The sequence below is a fragment of the Tateyamaria armeniaca genome, from assembly GCF_045797845.1.
Taxonomy (GTDB): domain Bacteria; phylum Pseudomonadota; class Alphaproteobacteria; order Rhodobacterales; family Rhodobacteraceae; genus Tateyamaria; species Tateyamaria armeniaca.
The window spans coordinates 110,718-122,834 of record NZ_JBHDIY010000002.1 but is presented as its reverse complement, the minus strand read 5'-3'; the positions used below and the strand labels follow the sequence as shown (position 1 = coordinate 122,834).

13 protein-coding genes are annotated in these 12,117 nt (G+C 60.2%); 8 read left to right on the top strand and 5 right to left on the bottom strand.

Annotated elements, in window-relative coordinates; translation table 11 throughout:
• The first annotated feature begins 15 nt into the window (after positions 1 to 15).
• The 6 genes from rhaS (at position 16) to ACERZ8_RS00670 (ending at position 6,303) form a co-directional block, all read left to right on the top strand.
• Positions 16 to 1,008, top strand: a complete 993-nt coding sequence (rhaS, locus tag ACERZ8_RS00695) for a rhamnose ABC transporter substrate-binding protein (protein ID WP_407590210.1) — start codon at positions 16 to 18, stop codon at positions 1,006 to 1,008.
• Positions 1,009 to 1,092: 84 nt separating this feature from the next.
• Positions 1,093 to 2,628 (top strand): sugar ABC transporter ATP-binding protein, encoded by a 1,536-nt coding sequence (locus tag ACERZ8_RS00690; RefSeq protein WP_407590209.1) that lies wholly within the window; start codon positions 1,093 to 1,095, stop codon positions 2,626 to 2,628.
• A 3-nt stretch (positions 2,629 to 2,631) separates the two neighbouring features.
• Entirely contained in the window at positions 2,632 to 3,615 is a 984-nt protein-coding gene (locus ACERZ8_RS00685) for an ABC transporter permease (RefSeq protein ID WP_407590208.1), read from the top strand.
• Positions 3,612 to 4,613, top strand: coding sequence for an ABC transporter permease (locus ACERZ8_RS00680; protein WP_407590207.1), 1,002 nt, complete (start codon positions 3,612 to 3,614; stop codon positions 4,611 to 4,613). The genes ACERZ8_RS00685 and ACERZ8_RS00680 overlap by 4 nt, the downstream gene beginning before the upstream one ends.
• Entirely contained in the window at positions 4,610 to 4,927 is a 318-nt protein-coding gene (locus tag ACERZ8_RS00675) for an L-rhamnose mutarotase (protein WP_407590206.1), read from the top strand. Before ACERZ8_RS00680 ends, ACERZ8_RS00675 begins: the two co-directional genes overlap by 4 nt.
• Entirely contained in the window at positions 4,924 to 6,303 is a 1,380-nt protein-coding gene (locus ACERZ8_RS00670) for an FGGY-family carbohydrate kinase (RefSeq protein WP_407590205.1), read from the top strand. Before ACERZ8_RS00675 ends, ACERZ8_RS00670 begins: the two co-directional genes overlap by 4 nt.
• Before the next feature lie 14 nt (positions 6,304 to 6,317).
• On the opposite strand, the gene ACERZ8_RS00665 is transcribed toward ACERZ8_RS00670, so the two are convergent.
• Entirely contained in the window at positions 6,318 to 6,812 is a 495-nt protein-coding gene (locus ACERZ8_RS00665) for a ClbS/DfsB family four-helix bundle protein (RefSeq protein ID WP_407590204.1), read from the bottom strand.
• 135 nt (positions 6,813 to 6,947) lie between these two features.
• Positions 6,948 to 8,243, bottom strand: a complete 1,296-nt coding sequence (gene glyA / locus ACERZ8_RS00660; RefSeq protein WP_407590203.1) for a serine hydroxymethyltransferase — start codon at positions 8,241 to 8,243, stop codon at positions 6,948 to 6,950.
• Between the two features lie 172 nt (positions 8,244 to 8,415).
• Here glyA and ACERZ8_RS00655 point away from each other — a divergent pair, with 172 nt between their 5' ends.
• Together ACERZ8_RS00655 and ACERZ8_RS00650 are read left to right on the top strand one after the other, a co-directional pair.
• Positions 8,416 to 9,177: an NAD kinase gene (locus ACERZ8_RS00655; protein WP_407590202.1), complete on the top strand. Its 762-nt coding sequence runs from the start codon at positions 8,416 to 8,418 to the stop codon at positions 9,175 to 9,177.
• Positions 9,174 to 10,427: a Coenzyme F420 hydrogenase/dehydrogenase, beta subunit C-terminal domain gene (locus ACERZ8_RS00650; RefSeq protein WP_407590201.1), complete on the top strand. Its 1,254-nt coding sequence runs from the start codon at positions 9,174 to 9,176 to the stop codon at positions 10,425 to 10,427. Before ACERZ8_RS00655 ends, ACERZ8_RS00650 begins: the two co-directional genes overlap by 4 nt.
• On the opposite strand, the gene ACERZ8_RS00645 is transcribed toward ACERZ8_RS00650, so the two are convergent.
• The 3 genes from ACERZ8_RS00645 to ACERZ8_RS00635 all read right to left on the bottom strand — a co-directional run bounded on the left by ACERZ8_RS00645 (position 10,424) and on the right by ACERZ8_RS00635 (position 12,004).
• A complete protein-coding gene (locus ACERZ8_RS00645) occupies positions 10,424 to 10,981 on the bottom strand; it encodes an SCO family protein (protein ID WP_407590200.1) in 558 nt (185 codons plus the stop codon). The two genes, ACERZ8_RS00650 and ACERZ8_RS00645, sit on opposite strands and share 4 nt — an antisense overlap.
• Positions 10,982 to 10,984: 3 nt before the next feature.
• Complete coding sequence (locus tag ACERZ8_RS00640) at positions 10,985 to 11,545, bottom strand: hypothetical protein (protein WP_407590199.1); 561 nt, start codon at positions 11,543 to 11,545, stop codon at positions 10,985 to 10,987.
• 159 nt (positions 11,546 to 11,704) lie between these two features.
• Positions 11,705 to 12,004, bottom strand: a complete 300-nt coding sequence (locus ACERZ8_RS00635) for a hypothetical protein (protein ID WP_407590198.1) — start codon at positions 12,002 to 12,004, stop codon at positions 11,705 to 11,707.
• Between the last annotated feature and the right edge of the window lie 113 nt (positions 12,005 to 12,117).

The window sequence follows — 12,117 nt, the reverse complement described above, 5'->3', positions numbered from 1 at the left end:
TTCAGGGAGGAAACCATGAGTGTATTCAAGAAGGTAATCGCATCGGCCGCACTGGCCAGCGCGATGTTCGCAGCCCCCGCCATGGCCGATGACGTGCGTATCGCACTGGTCGTCAAGGCACTGGGCATCGGCTTTTTCGAGGCGGCGGCACAAGGGGCCGAAGAGGCGGCAGAAGAGCTGGGCAACGTCGAAATCATCTACACTGGCCCGACGGACACAACGGCTGAAGGCCAGATCGAGGTGATCAATTCGCTCATTGCGCAAAATGTCGATGCGATTGCGGTGTCTGCCAACGACACCGACGCGCTTGTGCCTGCCCTCAAGCGGGCCATGCAGCGCGGCATTACAGTGATCAGCTGGGATTCCGGTGTCGCGCCCGAAGGGCGTCAACTGCACCTGAATCCATCGTCCAACCCGCTGATCGGCAACATGATCATCAAGCTGGCCGCGGATCACCTGCCCGATGGTGGTGACGTCGCGGTGCTGTCGGCGACCACCACGTCAACGAACCAGAACATCTGGATCGAAGAGATGACAAAGGTGATGGGCAACTATCCCGGCATTAACGTGGTTTCGACGGTCTATGGCGATGACCTTGCCGACAAATCTTATCGTGAGGCGACGGGCCTCATGCAATCCTTCCCCGATCTGGACGCGATCATCGCGCCGACTTCCGTCGGGATCGTGGCCGCAGCCCAAGCCGTTGTGGATGCAGGCAAAGTGGGCGAGGTCAACGTGACCGGCCTTGGCCTGCCATCGGAAATGGCGGGTGCCATCGAATCCGGAGCATCCAAGTCCTTTGCGATCTGGAACCCCATCGATCTGGGCTATTCTGCCGCCATGCTGGCCTATGAGTTGAGCCAGAACGGTGTCGAAGCCGCACCCGGTGTCGAAGTGCCGATGGGCCGCATGGGCTCCCTCACGCTGGATGACAACAACGAAGGCGCAATGGCCGATCCGTTTGTCTATGACGCCAGCAACATCGAGCAGTTCAAGTCGATCTTCTAAGGTGTTCTCCCTGATTGGTCCGGCGCGGGGCTTCCCGTGTCGGGCCGATCCCTTGTCTTTCCCGCTTTTCGAAAGTGTCTCGATATGACCGAGCGTGCCGATCTTGCCTCTGCGCCCGTCGTTTCGATGGATGCCATTACCAAGACGTTTCCCGGCGTGAAGGCCCTCGATCAGGTCCGCCTGGACCTTTATCCCGGGCAGGTCACGGCGCTGGTCGGTGAGAACGGCGCTGGTAAATCCACCACGGTCAAAATCCTGACTGGCATCTACCAGCCCGATGGCGGCACGATCCGCATCAATGGTGATCCGATCATACTGAACACGCCCGATGACGCCTCCGCCGCCGGGATCACCGCGATCCATCAGGAAACCGTCCTGTTTGATGAGTTGTCGGTGGCCGAAAACATCTTTATCGGCCACGCCCCGCGCACCAAGTGGGGCCTGATAGACCGGGCCGAAATGCACCGCGCTGCCCGGTTGCTACTGGACGAGATCGGCGCCCCCTTTGCCACCAGCGCCCTGTTGCGTGACCTTGGCATCGCCAGCAAACATCTGGTCGCGATTGCCCGGGCTCTGTCCGTCGATGCCCGCGTGGTGATCATGGATGAACCCACCGCTGCTCTGTCCCACAAAGAGATCGAAGAGCTCTATGAACTGGTCGACACTCTGCGCGCGCAGGGCAAGGCGATCCTGTTCATCAGCCACAAGTTTGACGAGATTTTCCGCATAGCGGATCGCTACACCGTCTTTCGCGACGGCGCCTTTGTCGGGGACGGTCTGATTGCGGATATCGACGAGGATGCGCTGGTTCAGATGATGGTCGGGCGTTCCGTTGATCAGATTTTCCCTCAGCGCGCGCACGAGGTTGGCGAAGATGTTCTGCAAGTCGTTGGATACGAGCATCCGACTGAATTTGCCGATATCGGGTTTACCCTCAAAAAGGGTGAAATCCTTGGTTTTTACGGCCTCGTCGGGGCAGGGCGGTCTGAATTCATGCAGGCGCTGTTCGGTATCACCAAGCCCAGCAAAGGTGTGACCAAGATCAATGGCGACATCCGTATCATCCGCTCTCCCGCCGACGCGGTGAACAACGGCATCGTCTACGTGCCCGAAGATCGCGGCAAGCAAGGGGCCGTGATCGGTCTGCCGATCTTTCAGAACATCACGCTGCCATCCCTCAGACGGACGTCCCGGTCGGGCTTTCTGAAACTGGCTGAGGAATTCAAACTGGCCCGCGAATTTGCTGAGCGGCTGGATTTGCGCGCGGCCTCACTGGATCAGGATGTGGGCAACCTGTCGGGCGGCAACCAGCAAAAGGTGGTTATCGCCAAATGGCTCGCCACCCAGCCGCAGGTCATCATTCTGGACGAGCCGACCAAGGGCATCGACATCGGGTCCAAGGCGGCTGTGCACGCCTTCATGGCCGAGCTGGCCAGTCAGGGTCTGTCCGTCATCATGGTCAGTTCCGAAATCCCCGAGGTCATCGGTATGTCCGACCGTGTGATCGTAATGCGCGATGGTCGGATCGCCGCCGAGGTGGCAGGCGATGACCTGACCCCCGAAACCCTTGTGCGCCATGCGGCAGGCATCACCGCCACAGCCCAGTTGGAAGAGGCCTGAGCGATGCTGTCACGGACCATCCCCGTGCGCGAGACCATTCTGGCGGGCGCCATTGCCGTCCTTCTGGCCCTGATTGCGTCGCGCTTTTCCGGGTTTGTCGCACCTGCCAACCTTGCCAATGTATTCAATGACACGGCTCCGCTGATCATTCTGGCCTTGGGGCAGATGGTCGTGATCCTCACGCGCTGCATCGATCTGTCGGTTGCGGCCAACCTTGCCCTGACGGGTATGGCCGTTGCCATGATCAATGTCGCCATGCCCGGACTGCCCATCCCGATCATCATTGCCATTGCGATCATGCTGGGGGCGGCCATGGGCGCGATCAATGGCATTCTGGTCTGGAAACTGTCGATCCCGCCCATTGTGGTGACGCTGGGCACGATGACAATCTTTCGCGGCACGATTTTTCTGATCTCGGACGGGAAATGGGTGAACAGTCACGAGATGAGCCCGGCCTTCACCGGCTTTCCGCGGGCCGAACTGCTGGGACTGCCCGTGTTGTCTTGGGCGGCTATTGTTACTGTGATCATATTTTCCGTCATGATGGCGCGCACACCGTTGGGGCGGTCGATCTTTGCCGTCGGGGGCAACCCGCACGCGGCGGTTTATACCGGTATCAATGTCGGCAAGACGCAGTTTCTGGCCTTTGTGATTTCCGGCGCGCTGGCGGGGCTGACAGGGTATCTTTGGGTTGCGCGCTACGCCGTGGCCTATGTCGATATCGCCGGTGGGTTTGAGCTGGAGGTCGTGGCCGCCTGCGTGATCGGTGGCATCTCAATCGCTGGGGGCATTGGTTCTGTCGGGGGCGCTGTCCTGGGCGCCATTTTCCTCGGGGTGGTCAAGAACGCCCTGCCGGTCGTCAACATCTCGCCTTTTTGGCAGCTTGCGATCTCGGGCAGCGCGATCCTCATCGCTGTGGCATTCAACGCCAATGCAGGCCGCAAGAAAGGGCGCATCATCCTGAAATCCGCCGAGGTGACATCATGAGTGACACAAGCCTGCATCGCCATGTCCCGGACCGCCTGAACAGCCGGGCTTACCGCACCTTCCGCAGTTGGGAGGCGCTGTTGCTGGCAGTTGCCATCGCGATCTTTGTCGTCAACAGCTTTGCCTCACCTTATTTTCTGAATGCCTGGAACCTGAGTGACGCGACCTTCAACTTCACCGAAAAAGCGATGATCGCCTTTGCCATGGCGCTGCTGATCATTGCGGGTGAAATCGATTTGTCCGTGGCGTCGATCATCGCATTGGCAAGCACGGCCATGGGGCTTGCCGTACAATACGGGGCCGGGACGCCAGAACTGGTAATCATCGGCCTCACCGTCGGAATGCTATGTGGCGCATTCAACGCGTTCTTTGTGACAGTCCTTGGCCTGCCGTCCATCGTCGTGACCATCGGCACGATGAGCCTGTTTCGCGGCATCAGCTTTATTATCCTCGGGGATGATGCGTTTCGCGGTTATCCTGCCAGTTTTGCGTGGTTTGGGCAGGGATACATCTGGTGGGTGTTCACCGTCGAAATGCTGCTGTTTGTCATCATCGCGGTGATCTACGGCGTGCTGCTGCACAAGACCAATTTCGGCCGCGCCGTCTATGCAATCGGCAACAACCCGACGGGTGCGCTGTTCAGTGGCATCCGGGTGCAGCGAGTGAAATTCATCCTGTTTCTGCTGACGGGCCTGATGTCGGGTGTTGCGGCGGTCTGTCTGACGTCGCGCCTTGGCTCGACCCGACCCAGCATCGCAACTGGGATGGAGCTGGAGGTTGTCACGATGGTCGTCCTTGGCGGTGTGAACATTTTGGGCGGCTCCGGATCAATCCCCGGTGTCGTCATCGCGGCCTTTGTGATGGGCCTTGTGACTTTTGGTCTGGGTCTGCTCAACGTGCCCGGTATCGTGATGTCGATCTTTATCGGCCTGCTGCTGATCGGTGTGATCGCCCTGCCGCGCCTGTGGTCGATGATCGTGGCAAGGCGCACGTCATGAGCGCGCGCTACGTGTTCCGGATGCGCCTGACCCCGGGCATGGAGGCGGAGTATGAACGTCGCCACGACGCGATCTGGCCTGAACTGGTGGACCTGCTGCGCGCGGCAGGTGTCAGCGATTACAGCATCCATCTGGACCCTGAAACGCACCTGCTGATCGGCGTTCTGATCCGCGCTGACGATCACGGAATGGACGCGTTGCCGGACCATCCTGTGATGCAGAAATGGTGGGCGCATATGGCGGATATCATGGAAGTGGGCGACGACAATGCGCCGGTCGCCGTTGCTTTGCCACGCGTCTTTCACATGCCATGAGAACGTCGCGCCGCATCGCCGTGATCGACATTGGCAAGACTAATGCCAAACTCGCGCTGGTCGATCTGGATACGTTGACGGAAATTGCCGTGGTGACGCGGCCTAATACAGTCTTGCCAGGTCCGCCATGGCCGCATTTCGACACCGAGGGGCATTGGGCCTTTCTGCTGGATGCACTGTCCGCTTTTCATCGGGATCATGGTGTGGATGCGATTTCGGTTACAACCCACGGGGCCAGTATCGCATTGCTGGACCGGGCGGGCGGTTTGGCCGCGCCGATCCTTGACTACGAACACCCGATCCCGGCTGAAATTGCCGAAAGCTACGACGCGATCCGTCCTGATTTTGCGCAAACCGGGTCGCCGCGTCTTGCAGGCGGGCTGAATGTCGGCGCGCAACTGCACTATCAGTTTTCCCAAGATGCCAGGCTGCGGGATCGCACCCACGCAATCGTCGGCTATCCGCAATACTGGGGTGCCCGCCTGACGGGCGAGGTGGCCTGCGATGTCACATCGATCGGATGTCATACGGACCTTTGGGCCCCGAACGCAGGCACATTTTCCGATCTCGTGGATCGTCTGGGGATTGCGGACAAGATGGCGCCGGTGCGCCTGCCGCGCGATGTTTTGGGCGTCATCCTGCCCGAGATCGCGATGGCCACGGGATTGCCCAAGGACACGCCCGTCGCAGTTGGTATCCACGATTCAAACGCCTCGCTTTATCCCCATATTCTCGGTCAAAGCGCACCACTGTCCGTCGTTTCAACAGGAACATGGGTCATAGCGATGGCTTTGGGCGGGCGACGCGTCAATCTGGACCCGGCGCGCGATACGCTTGTAAACGTAAACGCCTTTGGTGACCCCGTCCCGTCAGCGCGATTCATGGGCGGGCGCGAGTTCGAGGTGATCGCGGGCGGCCAGCAGACCACCCCCACCGAACTCGATATCACGGATGTGCTTGAGGCGGGGCTGATGATCCTACCCGCCGTCGAACCAACAACAGGCCCTTTCCAGGGGCGTGCAATGTCATGGAGCGCAAAGGAGCCGCCCCTTGGTACGGGCCAGCGTGCCGCCGCTTTATCCTTCTATCTCGCCATGATGACAGACACGTGTTTGCGGCTCGTCTCGGGGGACGGGCCAACAATTGTCGAAGGGCCGTTTGCACATAATGCGGCCTTCAAAAACATGCTCGCGTCGGCAACCGGGCGACCGGTGCAGCACAGTGCGGCCACAACCGGCACGGCTATCGGGGCTGCGTTGTTGTTCAGCGATGACGCGACACGCCTGCGGCCCATGTCAGGCGCGGTGGAGGAGGGGCGCGCGATGTGGGCCGACTATGCTGCACGATGGCGCGAACGGGTCGGCTCCTCAGCCTAAGGCGCGCCACCCGGTCAACGCGCGTCCGTTATGCATTTGCGCAGGTACTTGGATGCGGATCGAAAATGGCTTGGCCCGGCCGCCTCCGCCCAACGTCCGGGTGTCCACGCATTATTGGCGCCCTTCATCGGGCCTGAATAAAGCTCGGCCTCTGACCGGGTTTCAATAAACTCGGTAAGTTTTTCACAGTTCGCCCGCAACAGCGCCACGGCCTGCGGCCAGTCCAATTCGGATTGGCGATTCCGCAGATCAGCATTGTAGCGTTTGAGGTCGTTCCACTTGTAACCTTCGGCGGGGAAAAAGACGGTCTTGCCCGCCAACCCATCCGCATACCAGCCCAGAAACAGATCAATCCAATGCGCGCGGTGGGCGATGACATCCTTGATCGATGTATCGTCATCTCTTTTCCGCATCGCCATGTCCGCATCGATGCTGTCCATCAGCTTTTCAAGTTTTCCGAACTCTTTGCGCGTAATGTCGAGCAGTTCGGATTTGCTTGTCGCGGCCATCTTCGCGCCCTCCTTTTCGGACGGAACAGGAGCAGATCGCGCGCCGCTCGGCCTTGCGATAAATCAATCGCCTAAGCCGGATCAAAAAAGCCCGCAGGATCACCTGCGGGCTTTCCGTTTTGCCTGTGATTGTCGTCAGAGGCCGGGATACAGCGGGAAACGTGCGCAAAGCTCTGCGACTTCGCCCCTTACCTTATCCTCGACAGCCGTATTTCCATCTTCGCCATTCGCGGCCAGCCCGTCGACCACTTCGATGATCCAATCCCCGATCTGGCGGAACTCGGCTTCGCCAAAGCCGCGCGTGGTGCCCGCGGGACTGCCAAGGCGAATGCCCGAGGTGATGGTGGGTTTTTCATCGTCAAACGGCACACCGTTCTTGTTGCAGGTGATACGAGCACGCCCCAATGCCTTTTCGGTGGCGTTGCCCTTGACCCCTTTTGGGCGCAGATCGACCAGCATTACGTGGGTGTCGGTGCCATGGGTGACCGTATCCAGCCCGCCTTTGTGCAACTGGTCTGCAAGCGCCTGCGCGTTCTTGATCACCTGCTGCTGATAGGTTTTGAAGGATGGCTCCAGCGCCTCGCCAAAAGCCACAGCCTTGGCTGCGATCACATGCATCAGCGGGCCACCCTGAATGCCGGGGAAGATGGCCGAGTTGAACTTTTTCGCCAGCGCCTCGTCATTGGTCAGGATCATGCCGCCGCGTGGACCGCGCAGTGTTTTGTGCGTGGTGGTGGTGGCCACATGGACGTGTGGGAACGGGTTGGGGTATTCGCCGGCTGCAATCAGCCCGGCAAAGTGTGCCACATCCGCCAGCACCCATGCGCCGACCTTGTCCGCAATCTCGCGGATGCGGGCAAAATCGATGACGCGCGGAATGGCCGAGCCACCGGCGATGATCATCTGGGGTTTGTGTTCCAGCGCCAGCGCTTCGATCTGGTCGTAATCGATATCCAGCGTGTCGCGACGCACCCCGTATTGCACGGCGTTGAACCATTTGCCCGACTGGTTGGGTTTGGCCCCGTGGGTCAAGTGGCCACCGGCGTCGAGGCTCATGCCAAGGATCGTGTCGCCGGGTTGCAGAAGTGCCTGGAACACACCCTGGTTGGCCTGAGAGCCCGAGTTCGGCTGCACATTGGCAAAGCCGCAATCGAACAGCTGCTTGGCGCGCTCAATGGCGAGGTTTTCGGCCACATCCACATACTGGCACCCGCCGTAATAGCGACGGCCCGGATACCCTTCGGCGTATTTGTTGGTCATCACCGAACCCTGCGCTTCGAGCACGGCGGCAGAGACAATGTTTTCGGACGCGATCAGTTCGATCTCGTCCCGCTGACGGCCCAGTTCATCACGGATCGATCCGAACAGTTCCGGGTCGCGGTCAGCAAGGCTTTGAGTAAAGAAACCGTCGGTACGATGGGGCGCGTTCATGGACACTCTCCTGGGATGCGAGTCGGGGTCAATTTGGATCGTTTCCTATCGGAAACGGTGGCTTTGGCAAAGGATGTAAAGCGACTATTCGGCCCTGCGCGGCGGCAATGCTGGTAAGGGGCGAAAATATATGGTTCTTTCGGCACGAAGACGCCACCATAGGAAACGCCTCATGCCGCTGAACATCGCCTTTGCTGCCAGCGCGGCGCCTGTGGCCCAGACGGCGCGTGCGGCTTTGGTGGCCCGGTATGGGGACGCGGACCTGGAAAAGGCGGATGTGATCGTGGCCCTTGGTGGTGACGGTTTCATGTTGCAGACCCTGCATGGCTCGCAGCATCTGAACGCGCCGGTTTATGGCATGAACCGGGGCACAATCGGTTTTCTGATGAACGAATACGGTGAAACCGACCTCGAGGCGCGCCTTGAAGCGGCGGAAGAGGCGTTGTTGAACCCGCTCACCATGACCGCACGCGATGCAGAAGGTGAAGAACACAAGGCCCTCGCCATCAATGAAGTGTCGCTGCTGCGGGCCGGTGCGCAAGCTGCGAAGTTGCGCATCACGGTGGACGGACGTCTGCGTATGGATGAACTGGTGTGCGACGGCGCGCTGGTGGCGACGCCAGCGGGATCGACCGCTTACAACTATTCCGCCCATGGCCCAGTCCTGCCCATCGGTTCCGACGTTCTGGCACTTACAGCCGTGGCCGCCTTTCGCCCCCGCCGCTGGCGTGGTGCGCTGTTGCCCAAGATGGCCCATGTGCGTTTTGACGTGCTTGAGGCCGACAAACGCCCTGTCATGGCAGAGGCGGATTCAAGGTCGATCCGCAATGTCGTATCCGTCGAAATCCAGTCCGAACCGGCCGTCGTTCACCGCATCCTTTTTGATCCCGGTCACGGGTTGGAGGAGCGGTTGATTTCGGAGCAGTTCACGTGAGTTTGCGTGACCCGGTGCCCCGATCACTGTGCACCGATTGTGGCGTGTCGCGCATGGCCGACCCGTCTGCGTGCGGTGCCGCGTGCCAGTTCATCAAGCCTGACTATCCCGACATGGAACGCGCCGTGCACGGGCGGGCGCGGGGGGAGGGGGACGAGCTGTTCTTCGGCCCGTTTCAGGCCATGTACCGCGCGCGCATGGCGCAACCGAAAGACGGGGCACAATGGACAGGTATCACGACCTCGCTTGCCGCTGATCTGCTGGAACGCGGCCAGATTGATGCGGTGCTGACCATGGTGCCCGACGCGCAGGACCGCTGGAAACCGCAGCCTGCGCTGATCAGCAAAGCCGCTGATATGGCACAGGCACGCGGAATGCGCATGGGCTACGCACCTTTGCTGGCATTGCTTGAAGACGCGCAGGATCGTGGTTTCAAACGCCTCGCCGTGATCGGCATCCCCTGCCAGATCTACGCATTGCGCAACCTCGAGGCCTCGCTTGGGTTGGAGCGACTATTTGTCATTGGCACCCCCTGTTCGGACAACACGAGTACCGAGAACTTTCACACGTTCCTCGCCCTGCTGGACGAAGACCCGGACAGCATCACCTATCTCGAATTCCGCGCCGACTACCGTGTGGAATTGCGCTTTGCCGATGGGCGGCAGCGTCTGATCCCGTTCCTGAGCCTGCCGATTTCCGATCTGCCGCCAGACTTCTTTCCGCTGACCTGTAAAACCTGCGTCGATTACACCAATGTTCTGGCCGACATCACCGTGGGCTACATGGCGGGCGACGGGGATCAATGGCTGATCGTACGCAATGCGCGTGGGGCCGAGATGCTAGAGGGGCTAGGCGACCGGATCGAGCTCAGCGCGCCGGGGTCCAAAGGCAAACGGGCGGCCGCCGTCAAAGGGTTCATCGCCAACACGAAACGCGCAGCAGGCGGGCTGCCCTTGCGGCGGATGCCGAACTGGGTGCGCCCGATTGTCAGTTGGTTGCAACCACGCACCGGTCCGCGTGGCCTCGAATTTGCGCGCACGCGGGTCGAAATGAAGGCGGCAGAAACGATCCTGCATCTGCGCCAGGCCATGCCTGCCAAGATGAAAAACATGGTGCCCCGGCACGTCTGGGACATTGCAAAGCCCTACGGCCTGACCCTCGAACAGGACGAGGTCCATGATCCTCTTTTGACCAAAAATACCACGCGGGAGACCGAAAGGCCCGGGGCAAAGTCCCCAAAAGCGCCCTAGCCACGCGGCGCAAGATATCCGTGTGCAATCCTTGCGGCCTCATCGACATCCAGAATGGGGGGCAGCAATGTCAGCAATTCACCGTCCCCGTCCAGCAGATGAACAAAACTGCCATGGGCATAGATCCAGCCATATTCCGGATCCTGAAACAGCGGCGTGATCTCAACTGCAAAGGCGTCATAAGCGGCCTGCAACGCGTCCTCGTCACCCGTCAGGCCAATGAAATCGCGATGAATTTCCGCAAGTGGCGCGCCCATCGTGTCGACCCGATCCTGATCGGGGGCGACCGTGATCATGACCGGGGTTACATTAATGCCGTCCTGCGCCAGCACGTCGACGACCTCTGCCATCAGGGGCAGAGCGGCTGAGCAGATGTTGAGACAATTGGCGTAGCCAAAGAACACAAGCTGTGCACGCCCGTCAGGATCAGCTTCGGTCCGGGTCTGGCCGTGCTGGTCGGTCAGGGTGAACGGGCCACCGATATCAACCGGGAACGGGCTTTGCCCGAATGCGGGCAAAGCGGCGCAACACAAGGCAGCAATCAGGGCGCGCATGGCTCAGAAATTCTCCTCGATATAGGTCTGATCCTCTTCAAGCCCGAGGCCAAGGTACCCTTCGGTCGCGATGATCTCGTTGATCCGGGGGTCACGACGGAACCACGGGCCTTTGCCTTTGGCGTCGGGATGGTTCTTGGCCCAGACCTTGGTCCACTGATTGGCCTTGATCTTGTCAGCCCCCGCGGCCTGAATTGTCTGGACCAGATAAAGGTTATTCGCGCCCAGTTCGGGATCGTCCAGCATCAGACCATCGACCGTGACCGTCTGCCCACAAAACGGTGCCAGTTCGACTGCGGCACCGGTAAAGGCGGGTTGGCTGTTCTTCATTGGCAAAACCAGAACGCCATCGGCGGCGCGCACAAGGCCAAGCTGGCGCTTGCCTGCACCGCAATCATCAGGGCAATCGCCGGTCAGCGTGCACAGGACATCAACGACTTCGGCATCAAACTTAGCGGGCACTTCGGCATAAAGGTTCCAGGACCGGGCTTCGGAGCCGTCGGAAAAGTCTTGCGCGGCGAGCGGGCTGGCAATCAGGGCCAGAGTTGCAATCAGATGTTTCATTTGTTCGGATCCGGGATCGAGAAGGGGGGACGTTGCCGTAATCGTTGTGGTTCTGGTTGGTGATATCCATGTCAGACACCACATCGGCCACCACGATGTATTTGAGGCCGTCCCGCTCATAGAGCATACCGTCGGCTTCGACCGTGTGGGCCGCGAGGCTCAGCAGCGTGTCGCCGCCTGCGGCTTCGGCATCATCCCCGACCTTGAGGACCATGTAGACGGTGCCATCTTCGGCCAGCAGACCCACAGGAATACCCCCGCACTGCACCACAATGCACAGGTGTGGTGGGCCGAACCGACGACCGCATCCGGGCTGCCCATGACGCCGGAATAATAACACCATGTGTCGATGATCTCTCCGGTCACCTGGATGCGCGTGCCTTCTGCAGCGGATGCGCCGATCGGCGCGCCAAGCAGCATAAGCGCGGTTCCAAGGGCCGCAAATTGCGTTGATCTCATTGTATGTGCCTTTTCTTGTGACCTGTGACCAGCTTACGGGCGAAATCGCACGCGTCAAATCACGCTTTGCCCGCACCCGCATTTGTGATCGCTTGGCGCAAGGCCGCGCCCGT